This window comes from Neiella marina (assembly GCF_002165625.1).
Taxonomy (GTDB): Bacteria; Pseudomonadota; Gammaproteobacteria; order Enterobacterales; family Neiellaceae; genus Neiella; species Neiella marina.
Map to the genome: position 1 here is coordinate 15,795 of NZ_NGNS01000009.1, position 17,647 is coordinate 33,441.

Annotated in this window: 19 protein-coding genes; all 19 read left to right on the plus strand. The window is 49.2% G+C overall.

What is annotated here, in order from left to right; translation table 11 throughout:
• Positions 1-17 precede the first annotated feature (17 nt).
• On the plus strand, positions 18-356 hold the full coding sequence (gene fliO, locus CBE68_RS08600; RefSeq protein ID WP_143824517.1) for a flagellar biosynthetic protein FliO: 339 nt from the start codon (positions 18-20) through the stop codon (positions 354-356).
• The gene (gene fliP / locus CBE68_RS08605) at positions 338-1,156 is read left to right on the plus strand and encodes a flagellar type III secretion system pore protein FliP (protein WP_087505679.1); all 819 of its coding nucleotides are present in this window, start codon (positions 338-340) and stop codon (positions 1,154-1,156) included. Before fliO ends, fliP begins: the two co-directional genes overlap by 19 nt.
• Positions 1,157-1,173: 17 nt before the next feature.
• Positions 1,174-1,443, plus strand: coding sequence for a flagellar biosynthesis protein FliQ (fliQ, locus tag CBE68_RS08610; RefSeq protein ID WP_087505680.1), 270 nt, complete (start codon positions 1,174-1,176; stop codon positions 1,441-1,443).
• Positions 1,443-2,222, plus strand: coding sequence for a flagellar biosynthetic protein FliR (gene fliR / locus CBE68_RS08615; RefSeq protein ID WP_087505681.1), 780 nt, complete (start codon positions 1,443-1,445; stop codon positions 2,220-2,222). The genes fliQ and fliR overlap by 1 nt, the downstream gene beginning before the upstream one ends.
• Positions 2,223-2,232: 10 nt before the next feature.
• Positions 2,233-3,414 carry a flagellar biosynthesis protein FlhB gene (gene flhB / locus CBE68_RS08620; protein WP_087505682.1) on the plus strand — a complete coding sequence of 394 codons (1,182 nt, stop codon included), beginning with the start codon at positions 2,233-2,235 and terminating at the stop codon, positions 3,412-3,414.
• A gap of 119 nt (positions 3,415-3,533) precedes the next feature.
• Complete coding sequence (gene flhA / locus CBE68_RS08625) at positions 3,534-5,633, plus strand: flagellar biosynthesis protein FlhA (protein ID WP_087505683.1); 2,100 nt, start codon at positions 3,534-3,536, stop codon at positions 5,631-5,633.
• A 30-nt stretch (positions 5,634-5,663) separates the two neighbouring features.
• On the plus strand, positions 5,664-7,067 hold the full coding sequence (gene flhF, locus CBE68_RS08630; RefSeq protein ID WP_087505684.1) for a flagellar biosynthesis protein FlhF: 1,404 nt from the start codon (positions 5,664-5,666) through the stop codon (positions 7,065-7,067).
• A gap of 9 nt (positions 7,068-7,076) precedes the next feature.
• Positions 7,077-7,955: a MinD/ParA family protein gene (locus CBE68_RS08635; RefSeq protein ID WP_194407158.1), complete on the plus strand. Its 879-nt coding sequence runs from the start codon at positions 7,077-7,079 to the stop codon at positions 7,953-7,955.
• The gene (locus CBE68_RS08640) at positions 7,948-8,664 is read left to right on the plus strand and encodes an RNA polymerase sigma factor FliA (RefSeq protein WP_087505686.1); all 717 of its coding nucleotides are present in this window, start codon (positions 7,948-7,950) and stop codon (positions 8,662-8,664) included. The genes CBE68_RS08635 and CBE68_RS08640 overlap by 8 nt, the downstream gene beginning before the upstream one ends.
• A gap of 40 nt (positions 8,665-8,704) precedes the next feature.
• Positions 8,705-9,088, plus strand: a complete 384-nt coding sequence (gene cheY / locus CBE68_RS08645) for a chemotaxis response regulator CheY (RefSeq protein ID WP_087505687.1) — start codon at positions 8,705-8,707, stop codon at positions 9,086-9,088.
• 29 nt (positions 9,089-9,117) lie between these two features.
• The gene (locus tag CBE68_RS08650) at positions 9,118-9,906 is read left to right on the plus strand and encodes a protein phosphatase CheZ (protein ID WP_087505688.1); all 789 of its coding nucleotides are present in this window, start codon (positions 9,118-9,120) and stop codon (positions 9,904-9,906) included.
• Positions 9,907-9,920: 14 nt separating this feature from the next.
• Positions 9,921-12,164 (plus strand): chemotaxis protein CheA, encoded by a 2,244-nt coding sequence (locus CBE68_RS08655; RefSeq protein ID WP_087505689.1) that lies wholly within the window; start codon positions 9,921-9,923, stop codon positions 12,162-12,164.
• A gap of 16 nt (positions 12,165-12,180) precedes the next feature.
• Complete coding sequence (locus tag CBE68_RS08660; protein ID WP_087505690.1) at positions 12,181-13,365, plus strand: protein-glutamate methylesterase/protein-glutamine glutaminase; 1,185 nt, start codon at positions 12,181-12,183, stop codon at positions 13,363-13,365.
• Positions 13,358-14,101: a flagellar motor protein gene (locus tag CBE68_RS08665; protein ID WP_087505691.1), complete on the plus strand. Its 744-nt coding sequence runs from the start codon at positions 13,358-13,360 to the stop codon at positions 14,099-14,101. The genes CBE68_RS08660 and CBE68_RS08665 overlap by 8 nt, the downstream gene beginning before the upstream one ends.
• 2 nt (positions 14,102-14,103) lie before the next feature.
• Positions 14,104-15,060 carry an OmpA family protein gene (locus tag CBE68_RS08670; RefSeq protein WP_087505692.1) on the plus strand — a complete coding sequence of 319 codons (957 nt, stop codon included), beginning with the start codon at positions 14,104-14,106 and terminating at the stop codon, positions 15,058-15,060.
• Positions 15,057-15,851, plus strand: a complete 795-nt coding sequence (locus CBE68_RS08675; protein ID WP_087505693.1) for a ParA family protein — start codon at positions 15,057-15,059, stop codon at positions 15,849-15,851. The genes CBE68_RS08670 and CBE68_RS08675 overlap by 4 nt, the downstream gene beginning before the upstream one ends.
• Entirely contained in the window at positions 15,852-16,640 is a 789-nt protein-coding gene (locus CBE68_RS08680) for a chemotaxis protein CheW (protein ID WP_087505694.1), read from the plus strand.
• A 4-nt stretch (positions 16,641-16,644) separates the two neighbouring features.
• The gene (locus tag CBE68_RS08685; protein ID WP_087505695.1) at positions 16,645-17,136 is read left to right on the plus strand and encodes a chemotaxis protein CheW; all 492 of its coding nucleotides are present in this window, start codon (positions 16,645-16,647) and stop codon (positions 17,134-17,136) included.
• A gap of 6 nt (positions 17,137-17,142) precedes the next feature.
• Positions 17,143-17,583, plus strand: coding sequence for a DUF2802 domain-containing protein (locus CBE68_RS08690; protein ID WP_087505696.1), 441 nt, complete (start codon positions 17,143-17,145; stop codon positions 17,581-17,583).
• Positions 17,584-17,647 lie beyond the last annotated feature (64 nt).

The window sequence follows — 17,647 nt, forward strand, 5'->3', positions numbered from 1 at the left end:
TTTTGAGATCTGCTGACGTGACTGCATCAAATTCGATGGAACAAATGCTGGCAATGTTTGTATCATTGCTGGTGGTGCTAGCTGTTGCGATTGGCTTGGCATGGTTATGGAAACGACTGATGCCAAGTAGCTTATTGGGGCCATCCGGTATGGACGTGGTAGCAAGTCGCCATGTTGGTACCAAAGAGCGTTTGCTGCTGGTTAAAGTAGGTGAGCGCTATTTGCTGCTTGGTGTCACCGCTCATGCAATCAATACCTTAGCTGAATTTAGTGCTGAACAGTTACCCGATGCATTGCAACAGATTCAACAACCATCTACTCCACCAAATTGGCTATCATGGCGAAGCAAACAATAACTCAACTCATCGCTTTGGCACTGACGACATTGATTATGTTGACATCGGTCGCCTTTGCACAAGAACCCGTTTCGGCTCAAGTTGTTGATAGCGCAGCAAATGCTGCATCAACGTCCACCCCTCCAGGGCTTACGGCATTTAACGTGACGACCAATCCAGATGGCTCTCAGAGTTACTCTGTGACCTTGCAAATTCTGGCAATTATGACGGCGCTGAGCTTTATTCCAGCGATACTCATGTTGATGACGTCATTTACTCGTGTTGTCGTGGTGCTATCCATTTTGCGTCAAGCCACGGGTTTGCAACAAACGCCTTCTAACCAGATTATTATCGGTCTGGCTCTGTTCATGACGCTGTTCATTATGCGACCCGTCTTCGAACAAGTTTATTCACAGGCGGTTGAACCATACATGAACGAGCAGCTAAAGTTTCAAGATGCCGTTGCTGTCGGACGCATACCGATGGAAGAATTCATGCTGGCACAAACGCGTTCGACCGATTTAGAAGCTTTCATGGAAATTGCCGGTGTCGATGCGGTGCAACCGGGAGAGCGGGTGCCACTCACAGTGCTAGTGCCTGCTTTTGTCACTAGCGAATTGAAAACGGCTTTTCAAATTGGCTTTATGTTGTTTATTCCGTTTTTGATTATCGACTTAGTGGTTGCCAGTGTTTTGATGGCAATGGGTATGATGATGCTGTCACCCATGATTGTGTCGTTGCCGTTCAAGCTGATGTTGTTTGTTCTAGTGGATGGCTGGAATTTGGTGATGGGCACACTCGCGACTAGCTTTGGTATGTAGCGCAAAGGAGAAACACGATGACACCTGAGGTATTTGTCGACATTTTTCGCGAAGCGCTAAAACTGATTGTATTTATGGTGTCGGTGATCGTTTTACCTAGTTTGTTTATTGGCTTGATAGTCGCGGTATTTCAGGCTGCCACCTCAATCAACGAACAAACCTTGAGCTTTCTGCCACGCTTGATTGTTACCCTCGTTGCACTGATGATGAGTGCTCATTGGCTCACTGCGTCAATCATGGATTTCACCTATCGATTGGCTGATATGATTCCTCAGGTCATTGGTTGATGGATTGGCCGCTGGATGTTGTTTTATCCTTTTTAGCCAGTTTGCTTTGGCCGCTAGCTCGAATTAGCGCCATGTTTGCGTCGATGACGCTGCTCTCCTCGCAGAATATCTCTATGCGCATCCGTATGGCATTAGCTGTTGCTTTGGCTGTGGCTATTCAACCCATGTTGCCGCCGATGCCTGACATCGAATTGTTTTCCATCGCCGGTTTTTTGGTCACGGCACAGGAAATGATCATTGGTTTTGCGGTTGGTTTGGCATCGCAATTACTGATTGCCAGCTTTGTATTAGCAGGTCAAATCGTTGGTATGCAAACCAGCCTGGGTTTTGCCAACATCGTTGACCCCATGAATGGTCAGCAAGTACCGGCGGTTGGCCAGTTCTTCTTGTTACTCGCTAGTTTAGTGTTCTTGGCATTCGATGGTCACATTGCATTGCTATTGGCGATATCAAAGAGCTTTCACTCGCTGCCAGTTGGGCTACACAGCCTTGCCGAAGTCAATTTCTTTGAAATGGTGGCTTGGGCAGGGTGGATGTACACTGCCGCGCTAAGTATGGCGCTATCGTCGGTGGTGGCGCTGTTGTTAATCAACTTTTCATTTGGAGTAATGACCAGAGCAGCTCCACAGCTGAATATCTTTTCGATTGGCTTTCCTATCACCATGCTGTCCGGCTTGTTGATTCTGTGGTTAACCATCGGCAACTTCGCTACTCATTTTGAACGACAATGGCATCGTCACCTCGACTTGGTGTGCGATTTGCTGTTGCTGAATTGTTGACGGAGGCGCTATGGCTGAAGACAGCGATCAGGAAAAAACAGAAGAGGCGACGCCCCGAAAAAAGGAGAAGGCAAGAGAAAAAGGTCAAGTGCCTCGCTCCAAAGAACTGGCCACCGCAGCGGTACTGATTTCGAGTGCTGTTGGATTCCTATGGATCGGCAAATCAATGGCGCTCGCCATGCAAGCCGTGTTTGTTGAGTTGTTTACCATTGAACGCGCCAAGATCTATGATATTCACGCATTTCTAAACGGTTTAGCTGGCGTTCTGCAAGGCATTTTAGGGCCAATGGCCGCTTTTATGGCGTTAGTGTTTGTTTGTGCATTTATCGGCTCGGTGGCTCTTGGTGGCGTTACTATTAGTGCCGAAGCGGCTGCGCCGAAGTTAAACCGTATGTCGCCACTGCAAGGCTTTAAACGCATGTTTGGCCCTCAAGCCTTGGTCGAGCTGATCAAAGCATTTGCAAAATTTGCCGTTGTGGCGACAGTGGCAATTATGCTGCTTGTCTGGCTATTCCCAAATATCTTGCAGGTCTCAGAAAAAGCATCGCCTCATGACATCATCTCTGCAGTGACGATGTTTCTGTGGATGTTTGTTGGTTTATGTTGCTCCATTTTAATCATTGTTTTAATCGATATTCCGTTTCAAATTTATAACCATAACAAGCAGTTAAAGATGTCGATGCAGGAAATCAAGGACGAGTACAAAGACACTGAAGGTAATCCTGAAATCAAACGACGGATCCGCAAGTTACAGATGGAAATGACCCAGCAGCGGATGATGGGGGAAGTCCCCAAGGCCGACGTGGTGGTGACCAACCCGGATCATTTTGCGGTAGCCTTGCGTTATGACACCAAAGGCTCCAAGGCTCCGGTGGTGATAGCCAAAGGCGTCGACTTTATTGCCGAGCAAATCCGTCAAATCGCCCGTGAGCATGACATTCCCATCATGCGCCAGCCGACCTTAGCTCGAGCGATTTACTATACCACTGAGCTCGACAGAGAAATTCCGGGCGATCTGTTTGCCGCGGTCGCTCAAATTTTGGCATACGTCTATCAGCTCAAGCTATTCCAAAGTGGCAAAGGTGCTCGGCCTAAACCTGTGTCCATCGACCAGCACATTCCAAGCGCTCTGGTGCTCGATCAGGATGGCCGCCCAATTCACCCTCAAGACAGCGATAACACCTCACAGTAGCGACTAGTGGCTCCCTAACAATCGTCAATCACTCGAACTCGTTTGATAGAGCGTTGTTGGCTCATTCTTTGCAATCGACCATGGAAATGACAAATCTCTGGCGCGACGAGTTTTTCTGAATGAACCTGACTGCAGCACTCGATAATGTAAAATTAGGCCGTTTAAACCCAGCAGGAATGGGCGTTCCTGTCATGGTGCTGGCAACGTTGGCGATGGTGACATTGCCCATGCCGCCATTGTTGTTGGATATTCTGTTTGCCTTCAATATTTCGTTGTCCATGGTGGTGTTGCTGGTTACCGTTTATACCCGCCGGCCACTTGAGTTTTCTGCATTTCCAACCGTGTTGCTGGTAGCAACCTTATTGCGCTTGGCGTTGAACGTCGCTTCAACTCGGGTGGTGCTGCTTGAAGGTCATGAGGGCGGCGATGCCGCCGGTCAAGTGATTGAGGCATTTGGTAATGTCGTTATCGGCGGCAACTACGCCGTTGGTTTGGTGGTGTTTCTAATCCTTGTCATCATCAACTTCGTGGTGGTTACAAAAGGCGCCGGTCGTATCTCAGAAGTAAGCGCTCGCTTTACCTTGGACGCCATGCCAGGTAAACAAATGGCCATCGACGCTGATTTGAACGCTGGTTTGATTAGCCAAGAACAAGCCAAGGCCCGGCGCGAAGAGATTGCTCAGGAAGCTGATTTTTACGGCTCGATGGATGGTGCCAGTAAGTTCGTCAAAGGTGACGCAATTGCCGGCATCTTGATTCTGTTTATCAACATCATTGGTGGTTTTGTGATTGGCATGGTGCAGCACGATCTGCTGTTTGGTGAAGCCGTACAGATCTACACCTTGCTGACCATTGGTGACGGTTTGGTGGCACAAATTCCATCACTGTTGCTGTCGATTGCCGCCGCTATCATGGTGACGCGCCAAAACACCGACCAGGACATGGGCGAACAGGTCGTCTTGCAGATGTTCGAAAGCCCAAAAGCATTAGCAATTTGTGCTGGCATTTTGTTTGTGATGGGCATTGTTCCCGGTATGCCGCACTTTGCTTTTTTGTCCTTAGCATTAGTTGCTGCGGGTGGCGCTTGGTTTGGCACTCGTAAACGCGCACAAAAAGCGCAAGCGCAAGTCGAAGAAGCCAAGCAAGAAGAACAAACCCAAGTGCAGACTCAGCAGCAAAAAGATTTGTCATGGGACGATGTTCAACATGTTGACGTAATCGGCTTGGAAGTCGGCTACCGCTTGATCCCCATGGTCGACAAAGGGCAGGGCGGCGAGTTACTTAACCGCATCAAAGGCGTACGGAAGAAATTATCGCAAGAGTTTGGTTTCCTCATTCCCGCAGTCCATATTCGCGATAATCTTGATTTGCCTGCCAGCAATTATCGCATTTCTTTGATGGGAGTATCTGTCGGTGAAGCGGAAGTGGTGCCAGGGAAAGATTTGGCCATCAACCCAGGGCAAGTTTTTGGCGAAATGAGTGGCGTCAAAACCAAGGATCCTGCGTTTGGTCTTGATGCGGTTTGGATTGATCCGAATATGCGAGAGCAAGCACAAGCACTTGGTTACACCGTTGTTGATTGCTCAACCGTAATCGCTACTCACTTAAGTCAGTTGTTAACCAACCAAGCCGCAACCTTGCTGGGTCACGAAGAAGTACAAAACCTACTGGATATGATTGGTCGCAAGTATCCAAAACTTGTTGAAGCCTTAGTACCCGATCTCCTACCGCTGAGTACGCTCACCCGGGTGATGCAGAACCTGCTCAACGAAGCAGTACCAATTCGAGATATGCGCAGTATTTTGCAAACGATTCGAGAGTATGCGCCTCGGAGTCAAGATACTGACGTTCTTACAGCTGCTGTTCGGGTTGCATTGAAACGATTAATAGTTCAAGAAATCAATGGGTTAGATGGTGAGGTTCCAGTTGTGGCGCTACTGCCAGAGTTGGAACAGATGTTGCACCAATCACTGCAAGCCGCCGGAAATGAAGGCGCCGCCATTGAGCCAGGTCTAGCAGAACGGATGCAACGTTCCCTGCAAGATGTTGCTCAACAGCAAGAGTTAGCAGGTCAACCTGCCATATTGCTGACTTCGGGAGTACTGCGAAACACCCTGGCGCGCTTTATCAAGAATACGATTCCGAGTATGCGAGTGTTGGCCTATCAGGAAATACCTGACGACAAACAAATCAAGATTGTCAGTTCGATTGGCCAGTAACCGAACGTTTGAGGAGATTGACTCGTGAAAATGAAACGCTTTTTTGCCAAAGACATGCGCACCGCGCTAACCGAAGTAAAAGAAGTCATGGGTGCTGATGCAGTGATCATGTCCAGCAAAAAGGTAACTGGGGGTATTGAACTGGTAGCCGGCATTGATGCTGACGTGCCAGCTCCGACACCAGCACCGCAACGAGCGATGGAACAACAGAGCCAAGCCAACGGTCGCCAACTTGCCGATGACCAAGTCAACCTATCAAGCTTCAAAGAAAAACTTGCTAACCTCAGTGCTGGCATGGCAAACCCAACACCACAGCGAGACGTTGATACCCAGGAACGCCCGGCTGATAGCTTACAAAGTCTGCTCAAACGGCAACAGCAAAACAGCGTTAGCTCTCCCGCCAAAGCAAAGCGCCCAGTCAACCCTGCGTTTGCTGAAGTGGATTCTCGAGAGTCAATGATCGCGACGGCTAAACCTGCGGCTACCAACCATAACAATAACGCCCAGATTCAATCGCTGAAAGAAGAAATGCTGGCGATGCGTCAATTGTTGGAGCATCAGTTATCTGGCTTGATGAAACAAGAGATGGATCGCACTGAGCCAGTTAGAGCAATGTTGGTTAAACAATTAACCAAGATGGGTATTGCTGATGACTTAGCGGATCAGTTCGCTTGTTACATTGGTGAAGAGACTACCGGGCGAGAAGCTTGGACTCAACTCCAGCAGTTACTGACAGAACAATTGGTGGTGACCGAAGACGAGATTTTACGTCAAGGTGGGGTGGTTGCTTTGGTTGGTCCAACAGGTGTCGGAAAAACCACAACCGTCGCAAAATTGGCGGCTCGATTTGCTGCTCAATATGGTGCTGAACAAGTGGCATTAATTTCCACCGATAGCTACCGAATTGGTGCGCTAGATCAACTTGCAACTTATGGCCGGATCTTAGGCTGTCCGGTACGTAGTGCGAAAAACTCTGATGAGCTCGCAGACCAGTTATATCAACTGCGTCACCGCAAATTGATATTAATTGATACGGCTGGGATGGGGCAGCGTGATATGCGTCTCAATGAGCAGTTAAATACTCTCATTACTAATAGCCGTGTTAAAATAAAGAGTTATCTGGTGTTGCCTGCAACGGCCCAACGTGATGTGATGCAAGAAGCAATTGAGCAATTCCGTCAAATCCCGCTGCGTGGTTGCATTTTCACCAAACTCGATGAATGTCTCAGCCTTGGTGAGTGTATTAGCGTAGCCATTCAAAATGCTATGCCAATCGGGTATCTTAGCGACGGTCAGCGAGTTCCTGAGGACCTTCGTGTTGCCGATGCAAGTTACTTAGTGAAGCAAGCATTCACACTGGCAGCGGGACGGAAACGAAAAACCTCAGCAAATTCGTTGGCAGAAAACAGTCGGAAACGGCATATGAGGCTATAAATAGGTAGTATGGAACTGGACCAAGCAACAGGGTTGAGAAATATGAATCGCCGAAAGATGGTGAAAGTCATTGCTGTTACGGGCGGCAAAGGTGGCGTCGGCAAAACTAACGTTTCAATCAATCTGGCTGTGTCACTCGCGGCTCAAGGTCAGCGCGTCGTTGTGCTCGATGCCGATTTGGGGCTAGCGAATGTTGATGTGTTACTCGGCCTCCGAGTTCACAAGAATATATCCCACGTTTTATCTGGTGAGTGTGATCTTGAAGAAATCATGCTCCGAGGTCCCCAAGGAATTTCTATCGTACCCGCTTCGTCGGGTATGCGCAGTATGGTCGAGTTGACGCCAACCGAACATGCTGGTCTGGTGCGCGCTTTTAGTGAGTTGCAAGATGATTACGATGTTCTGATTGTCGACACGGCGGCTGGTATTTCCGATATGGTGTTGAGCTTCTCGCGAGCTTCCCAAGATGTGGTTGTGGTGGTTTGTGATGAACCGACCTCGATTACTGACGCCTATGCGCTGATTAAAATTTTGAATCGCGAGCACGGTCTGTTCAAATTCAAAATTGTTGCCAATATGGTCCGTAGTCTCCGCGAAGGGCAAGAATTGTTTGCCAAGCTAACCAAAGTCACCGATCGATTTTTAGATGTTGCCTTGGAGCTGGTTGCTATCGTGCCGTTTGACGAAAACGTCCGTCGAGCCGTGCGCAAGCAAAAAGTTGTGGTGGAGGAATTCCCTAAATCAGCAGCTTCTATCGCATATAAAACGCTTGCCTCGAAAGTGACTACTTGGCCAATTCCGTCTCAGCCACAAGGCCATTTGACCTTCTTTGTTGAGCAGCTGTTGAACGATGCCGTGAGAGAGCAGGAAGACTCACTCAGTGAATAAAGCTGCCCTGTATCAGGAGCAACAACGCGACGACTTGGTGCGGCAACACGCCGATTTAGTGAAGCGAATCGCACATCACTTAAAAGGTAGGCTTCCGGCAAGCGTTCAAGTTGACGATTTAATTCAAGCAGGCATGATTGGCTTGCTAGAAGCGCTGAAAAATTACGACCAAAGCAAAGGAGCTGCATTCGAAACTTACGCCGGGATACGTATTCGTGGCGCAATGCTGGACGAATTACGGCGCGGGGATTGGTCTCCGCGTTCGGTTCACCAGCAAAATCGACGAGTTGCTGATGCCATAAAAGCAGTGGAGCAAGAAACTGGTCGCGATGCCCATGACGCGGAAGTAGCGGAAAGACTCGAAATGAGCTTGACCGACTATCACCAATTGCTCGCTAGTTTGAATAGTGGCCGAATTATTGGGATAGAGGATTTAGGGGTTTCAGAAGATGCTCTTAGTCCTGAGGTTCATCAAAATGAATCCACTCCGTTTCAAGATCTCAGCGAAGAACAATTTCAACGATCTTTGGTAGAGGCAATCAAAACCTTGCCAGAGAGAGAAGCTTTAGTGTTGTCGTTGTATTACGATGACGAATTGAATTTGAGGGAAATCGGTGATGTGTTAAGCGTCAGTGAGTCGCGGGTTTGCCAAATCCACTCACAAGCCATGCATCGCTTGAAAGCCAGGCTACAGTCTTGGCAAGATTAACCGATACTATCTATAAAATGCGCCTGTAGGAGGGCTAGCTTTGAATACAGACATGAAGATCCTGATTGTGGACGACTTTTCTACAATGAGGCGAATCATTAAAAACCTTCTGCGCGACCTTGGTTTTACCAACACCCAAGAAGCTGACGATGGCAGCACGGCCCTGCCAATGCTGAAAAACGGTGATTTTGATTTCGTCGTCACTGACTGGAATATGCCAGGTATGCAAGGTATCGACTTGCTTAGGAACATTCGTGCTGACGATCAACTCAAGCATTTGCCGGTTTTGATGGTAACTGCTGAGGCCAAGCGTGAGCAGATTGTGGCAGCAGCACAAGCCGGCGTGAACGGTTATATTGTCAAGCCGTTTACTGCAGCCACTCTAAAAGAGAAGCTTGATAAAATTTTTGAGCGCATTGCCTGATAAATCGATGCCGCGGAGTCGGACCCATAATGACTACAACGATAGAGCCGAAGATTTCGCTTGAACAAGCACGTGAACTAGTCGCTTTTCTCGAGCAAGGAGATAACGAGCAAGCCAATCAAATTGTCGATCAAGCAGTTGACCGCAGTTTTCAGGAAGTTGGCTCGTTACTTCAGCTTGATAGCGACCTGTTTGAACAAATTGGTAAGATGACTCGGCAGCTGCACACTGCCTTGAATGAGTTCCAATTGGACGATCGGATTACTGAGTTGGCCCATACCGACATGCCCGACGCCCAATCTCGGCTCAATTACGTCATTGAAATGACCGAAAAAGCAGCCAACAAAACGATGGATGCTGTGGAATTTAGCTTGCCTGTCGCCGACAAACTCAACGAATCTTTTTCAAACTTGATGCCCCGTTGGCAAAGCATCATCGATGGCCGAATTGCCATTGATGACTTCAAAGGGTTATGTCAAGACACTCACACCTTTTTGACTGAAGCTCACCATGACACTCAACAGCTTAATGGTAAGCTCACTGATGTGTTGATGGCGCAGGACTTTCAGGACTTGACCGGGCAAGTCATTCGGCGGGTGATCAACTTGGTGCGCGAAGTAGAAGATAATTTGATTAGCCTTCTTAAAGTGTTCGGTGACCAGCAAGGCGGCACTATCGCCCCGCCAGAGGCTAAGAAAACAACCACCGCGGCTCCAGCCATTGAAGCTGAAGGCCCTGTAATTGACGCGCAAGAGCGTGCGGATGTGGTTAGCGGGCAAGACGAAGTTGATGATCTGCTGTCGAGCCTTGGATTCTAGTGGGAGTTTGATGTATGTCATTCGATTTAGATGAAGATATCCTACAGGACTTTTTGGTCGAAGCTGCTGAGATCTTAGAACAGCTGCAAGAGCAACTCGTCGATCTTGAAAACAACCCGGAAGACAGTGACTTACTTAATGCCATCTTCCGTGGCTTCCACACGGTTAAAGGCGGCGCAGGGTTCCTGTCACTCACCGAGCTGGTTGATGCTTGTCATGGTGCTGAGAACGTTTTTGATATTCTCCGTAACGGCCAACGGCAAGTGACCTCGGAGCTGATGGATGTCATTCTGCAAGCCCTTGATACTATCAATGAAATGTTCGCTCAAGTGCAGGCCAGAGAGCCCCTGAGCGCTGCTGACCCGGCATTACTTGAAGCGCTGCATAAATTGAGTGAACCTGAAGGTGAAACGGCGCCAGAGGTACCTGAAGTTGTTGTTGAAGCCGCCCCGGTTGTAGAACCTGAGTTAGTGGTAGAACAACCTGCTCCGATTAACGAACCCGTGGCAAGCGATAGCGCACCAGCGGAAATTGGCCCGGTCGATGACATCACCGACGATGAGTTTGAAGCGCTGTTGGATAATCTCCATGGCGCCGGCGGCTCACCAACATCAACACCGACACCGCAAGCTGCGGTGCCGCCAGCGTCAGCAGCTACAGCTGAGCCAGAGGCTGCCAGTGGCGATGACATCTCTGATGATGAGTTTGAAGCCTTACTAGATGAGTTACATGGCAAAGGTAGCTTTGGCGCCGTTGCCTCAGCGCCTGCAGCCGATAGTGCGGCCGCTCAACCGGCAGAATCTGGTAGTGACGACACTATTTCGGACGACGAATTTGAAGCGCTGCTCGATGAATTGCACGGCAAGGGTGGCTCGCCAACCACCCATGATGCGCCTGCAGCAGCGCCGGTAACGCCGCCTCCGCCACCTCCGGCGGCCAAGCCAGAGCCTGCTGCGGCCAAACCACAACCTAAACCAGAAGCTAAGCCAGCAACACCTGCTCCAGCTGCACCAGCAGTTGCTCCTGTTGCGCCAGCGGCAAAAGAGCCGCCAAAAGAAAAAGCACCGATCAAGCCACCACAGAGCGAGACTACCGTTAGGGTTGACACCTCTCGCCTTGACCAAATTATGAACATGGTCGGTGAATTGGTTTTGGTTCGTAACCGCTTGCTAAGTCTTAGCTTGACACACAGCGACGAGGAAATGGGCAAAGCCATTGCTAACCTCGATGTGGTGACTGCTGATCTGCAAGGAGCAGTGATGCAGACGCGGATGCAACCGATCAAGAAAGTCTTTGGCCGCTTCCCTCGAGTTGTTCGCGATTTGGCGCGTAGTTTGAAAAAAGACATCAAGCTTGAGCTAGAAGGCGAAGATACCGACCTAGACAAGAACTTGGTTGAAGCGTTAGCCGATCCATTGGTGCACTTGGTTCGAAACTCGGTTGATCACGGTATTGAGATGCCTGATATCCGTGAAGCAGCAGGTAAGCCACGCACCGGCCAGGTTAAACTATCGGCCAGCCAAGAAGGCGATCATATTTTGCTAACCATCGAGGACGATGGTGCCGGTATGGATGCCGATAAGCTCAAAGAGATCGCTATCTCTCGCGGAGTCTTGGATGTCGACTCAGCTGCTCGCTTGAGTGATGAAGATGCCTACAACCTTATCTTTGCGCCAGGCTTCTCAACCAAAACCGAAATTTCCGATATCTCTGGACGTGGTGTCGGCATGGACGTGGTTAAAACCAAGATCACTCAGCTGAATGGTTCTGTTCATATTAGCTCTGAGCGCGGTGTTGGTACTCGGCTAGAAATCAAAGTACCACTGACGCTTGCCATCATGCCGACGTTGATGGTTGTGGTCGGTTCGCAAACCTTTGCCCTGCCATTGGCTTCAGTTAACGAAATCTTCCATTTGGACTTGAGCAAAACCAACGTTGTCGATGGTCAAGTCACTGTCGTTGTTCGAGAGCGGGCAATCCCGTTATTCTACTTGGAACAATGGCTAGTTCGTGGCGCTCAGGTCGATACCCGTAATCGCGAAAGTAAAGGCCATGTAGTCATTGTTCAGGTTGGTATGCAGCAGATTGGTTTTGTGGTCGATGCGCTGATTGGACAAGAAGAAGTGGTAATTAAGCCGCTGGGTACTATGTTACAGGGAACACCCGGCATGGCAGGTGCAACAATCACCAGTGATGGTGGTATTGCTCTAATTTTAGATGTGCCTAGCCTATTAAAGTTCTACGCTCGCAAAGCGTAAGCGCAGAGAGAACCGAATGCAGTTGAAAGTATTGGTCGTCGATGACTCCAGCTTTTTCCGCCGTCGTGTCAGTGAGATCATTGATGCTGATCCCGGCTTGAAAGTCATTGACGCCGCAGTCAACGGGAAGGAAGCCGTTGAGAAAGTTAGAACGTTGAAGCCTGATGTCGTCACTATGGACATCGAAATGCCGGTGATGAACGGTATTGATGCAGTGAAGTCAATCATGGCGGCCAATCCCGTCCCCATTCTGATGTTTTCTTCGCTTACTCACGAGGGAGCAAAAGCAACATTGGAAGCGCTTGAGGCTGGGGCTTTGGACTTTCTACCCAAGAAGTTTGAAGACATTGCGCGTGATCGCAAAGAAGCGTCAAACTTACTGGTCCAGCGGATCAAAGAAATTGCTCGTCGGCGTTTTGGCCTGCGACCTCAGGCACGGCCTGCGAGTCCCGCTCCGAGGCCTGCAACAGCACCATCGCCGGCTTTGAGTAAAACGCAGCAAGCCGTTCGCAGCGCCACTAGCGCCTTGGAAAAAGCCAACGCGGAACGCCGCCAAAGAGCTGCCGCAAGTCAGCCCGAGGTTGCTAGAACTCGGCCTGCGGCGAGGAATCGTGCCAGCGGCAAGTCTTACAAATTATTAGCCATTGGTACATCGACCGGTGGACCAGTGGCGTTGCAGACTGTTTTGACTCAGCTGCCCGCTAATTACCCGCTGCCAATATTACTCATTCAGCACATGCCTGCCGCATTTACAGGCGCTTTTGCTCAGCGCTTGAATAGCTTGTGCAAAATTAACGTTAAAGAAGCAGAAAATGGTGACGCTATAAAACCAGGGTGTGCTTATTTAGCGCCGGGTGGTAAACAAATGATGGTCGAAGGCAGTGCCGGTAACGGTCGCATTAAGATCATCGATGGTGGCGAACGAATGAATTACAAACCATGCGTCGATGTGACGTTTGGAGCCGCAGCTAAAATTTATGGCGGCGATGTGTTAGCCGTTGTACTAACCGGAATGGGAGCCGATGGCCGCGATGGAGCGCGGATGTTAAAAACCCACGGCGCTAAAGTTTGGGCACAGGATGAGGCAAGCTGCGTGGTATACGGCATGCCGCAAGCCGTCGCCAGTGCGGGAATAGCAGAAGATAGTATTGCACTAGGCGACATCGCGGAACGAATCGTCATAGAAACGGCAAATGGATAAATCAACACTTCTGGGTTTGATTATTGGTTTTGGCGCGATTTTATTGGGCCAAGCTTGGGAAGGCGGTAGTCTGCTCGCGCTATTGAGCATTCCTGCTTTCGTGATCGTTGTTGGCGGTACTGTCGGTGCCGTCTTATTGCAAACGCCTTTGGTGGTTGTCAGCCGCTCCATTGCGCAACTGTCTTGGCTGTTCAAGCCCCCTAAGCTTGAACTTGAAGAAAGTATTCAGAAAATCCTCTCTTGGTCTCATGCTAGCCGTCATGAAGGGTTGCTTGGCCTGGAAAATCAAATTCTTGATGAACCCGATCCGTTCGTGCAGAAAGGCTTAACTTTGCTGGTCGATGGTGCTGAAGCGTCAAAAATTCGTGAAATGCTTGATATCGAAATGGTCATGCAACGCGAAGTTCAGCTTGATGCAGCTAAGACCTATGAAGCGATGGGCGGCTATTCGCCCACCATCGGTATTATCGGTGCAGTTTTAGGCTTGATTCAGGCGATGAACTACTTGAGCGAGCCTGATCAATTGGGTGTCGGGATTGCAACTGCATTCGTTGCTACCATCTATGGTGTCGGTTTTGCCAACCTATTGTATTTGCCGATAGCAAACAAAATGCGCTATCACATATACAGTATCGTCAATTATCAGGAGTTGATGGTTGAAGGCTTGGTTGCTGTTGCTCACGGAGAGAATCCAAGGAATATCGAGCTGCGCTTGCGTGCTTTTCTGGAGCAATAATCGTGTACCAGTACAAGCGTAGAAACCGTCAGCGCGATGACCAACACTTAGATCGTTGGCTCATTTCGTATGCCGATTACATGACGTTGATGTTTGCGCTCTTTGTCGTGCTATATGCCATGGCATTGGCACGTGAAGGTTCGCTCGAACAATTAACTCGCCGATTGGGCGATCTATTTCACGCTCAACACACTGTTGTCGCAGAACCCAACCCAAGTGACGGGATTATGCAACAGGCTAGCGACGACATGCTGTATGGTCATGGCTTAAAACCAGAAGGCGGCCCCGATTTAGTTGATGGCCGCAGCGAATTGGTCAATTTTAATAAACGACATCAAGGTAGTGCCCTGTCCAATCTCGAGCAAGAATTCAATGAGGCTTTGCTAGAGCTAATTAATTCTGGCTTTGCCGATATCCAGCGAGATGAAGATTGGTTGGTGTTGACCCTCAGTAGTAGCTTACTTTTTGCTAGTGGCAGCGCCGCTCCTTCGGCTAATCTGCGCGCCATTATACCGTCTGTGGCCAAGGTGTTAGCTTCTTCCGACAACTATATCCGTGTCCGTGGCTATACCGACTCATCACCAATTAACAATGAAATATTTAGCTCTAACTGGGAATTGTCATCAGCACGAGCAGCTGAAGTGTTGGAGCAAATGATTTTGCAGGGCGTTCGTCCTGATTTGTTGGCCGTTGAGGCATTTGGCGCTAATTTTCCGCTAAGTCCGAATGATACTGCTCAAGGTCGCGCGGAGAATCGCCGGGTCGATATTGCAGTGTCCAAATGGGGTAAGCCGGAAGGCACTGACGAGCCTTTAAGTGACGGCCAAGCGACAGATGACAACGAGTCATCGGAACCACTGCCGGATTATGATGAAGTACAGGTAATTGAACTGCCTAGCGGCGGTATTCGGATTACCACCAGACGCGAATCATCGGAGCAGGGCGAGCCGCAGCCATGATGGTCTGGACGGTAGCAAATCAAAAAGGTGGCGTTGGCAAAACAACCACCGCGGTGTCATTGGCCGGATTGATGGCTGATCGTGGCTACAATGTGCTGTTGGTCGATATGGATCCCCATTGTTCGCTGGGTTATTACCTCGGACTGGATGTGGAGGAGCTTGACCGAACAGCTTACGACGTTTTTGTTCACGGTCGTGCCGCTACAACGGAACAAGTACGAGAAAGTATTCATCCTTCGGGAATCGATGGCATAGATATAATGCCGGCTAACATGGCGATGGCGACATTGGATCGTAAGTTTGGACACACCGAAGGTATGGGGCTCATTCTGCGTCACGCGCTTCATCGGGTGAAAACTGATTATGATGTGGTGTTGGTGGATTGCCCGCCGGTGCTTGGGGTGTTGATGGTCAATGCCTTAGCGACCAGTGACCGAGTGTTGGTGCCAGTGCAAACTGAATTTCTTGCCCTTAAAGGGTTGGAGCGAATGATTATGTCGCTTGAGTTAATGCGGTCATCTCCGAGCCAAACCATCAATTACATGATCGTGCCAACGATGTTCGATAAGCGTACTAAAGCGGCAAGCCAAGCAATGGCCAGTTTGATCGAGCAATATGGCGATAAAGTTTGGAGTGATGTGATACCGGTTGATACCCGCTTCCGAGATGCGTCTTTGCAGCACTTGCCACCGTCAATGTTCTCCGCCCATTCACGCGGTGTGATAGCCTATCGAGCACTGCTCGATGACCTGATAGAACAGCAGGTCGCTGCTCGTAATGGAAGTCTTTAGATGAAATCGAGTGATAAAGCATTACAAGAGTTTTTCACTGCGTTGTTAGAAGAAAAGCAGTCTGTCGAGCCCCAGATCGACTCGGCACCGCTGCAAAAGTTGTTGGACGGCGTTGCCTCACCGAAAGCTGATCTTAATCAACAGCAGCAAACAACAACTGTTTCTGCGCCATCGCAGGCACCAGTAAGCCCTAGTGTTGAGGTGGCCTCAACCACCGCCGATAAAGTCGCGCAACCGCTGACGGTAGAAGTTGAAGAAACAGCTATTGAACAAGTGGCGGAACTAGCGCCTTCCAACGCCTTGACTGATATGCCTGCTGAACCGACTGGCGAGTTTCAGGCGTTGTATTTCGAAGTCGCTGGAATGACTCTGGCAGTGCCACTGGAACAACTCGGTGGTATCCACAACTTGGATGAAGAACAAGTCAGTTCATTATTCGGAAAACCTGGATGGTTTATGGGTTTGATGCCCCACCGAGAACGAAAGTTAAACGTTGTTGATACCGCTTTGTGGGTGATGCCCGAAAAATATGATGAGAAACTGGCAGAACAACTCAATTATCAATATCTTGTTATGTTAAAGGATAGTAATTGGGGCCTCGCCTGCGAGAAACTAATCACCACTAGCCAGTTGATGCCAACTGAGGTCAATTGGCGATCCACCATGGGCAAGCGGCCTTGGCTACGCGGCATGGTAAAAGAACAAATGTGCGCTCTGCTAAATGTTGATGCGCTAGTAGAGCTACTAGATACTGGTTTGAATAGCCAGCAAGCAAATAATCCGGAGTAACAACATGGCTGACGATAGAACTACTGCCACAAATACCGAAACTGATGATCAGGTCCTGCAGTGGGTTACTTTCCGACTCGACAACGAAACCTACGGTATCAATGTGATGCAGGTGCAAGAGGTGTTGCGTTATACCGAGATTGCTCCTGTTCCTGGAGCCCCAGACTATGTCATGGGGATTATCAATTTGCGTGGCAACGTGGTGACTGTGATTGACACCCGCTCTCGCTTTGGTTTGCAGTCAGCAGACGTCACTGAAAATTCTCGCATCGTTATCATCGAAGCAGAGAAGCAGGTAATTGGTATCTTGGTTGATAGCGTTGCCGAAGTGGTTTATCTGCGTAGCTCAGAAATTGATAGTGCACCAAACGTAGGAACCGAAGATAGTGCTAAGTTCATTCAGGGCGTATCGAACCGTGATGACGAGCTACTTATTCTGGTTGACCTCAATAAGTTGTTGAATGATGAAGAGTGGGATGAACTCTCAACCCTCTAATTACCTATGCTGAACGAAACCTTCCTACCATGGCTGGCGATTGTGCTGGCCATTTTGTCGTTTGTTGGCATTTTCATGATGCTGTCGCTAGTGCGCAAACATCAGCAGCAACAAACTCAGCTACAACTTCAGCTCAAACAGTTGCAGGAGCAAATCCAGCAACCTTCAGAGCCGGATACTCTGGGGCTGGAAAATGACATTCAGGAAGTTCGTTCTGGTGCTATTGTTCTCGGTCGCCGAGTCCAAGCCATTGAGGCGCAGATCGTTGAGTTGGCTGAACAGCAACCGAACCCTGATGATCTCGAGCCTGAACGCCGACTCTATAGCCGAGCGGTGCGGATGGTGGAGCTCGGTGCCGATCTTGATGAAATTATGCGTGAGTGCGAGTTACCCAGAGCGGAAGCCGAGCTTTTGTTCAGCCTGCACCAACAAAAATCGGCAAGATAGCGATTTGAAATAGCTAAAAACCTTTATCCTGATGATTTTTATGGTTTCTTGATTCAACATCAAC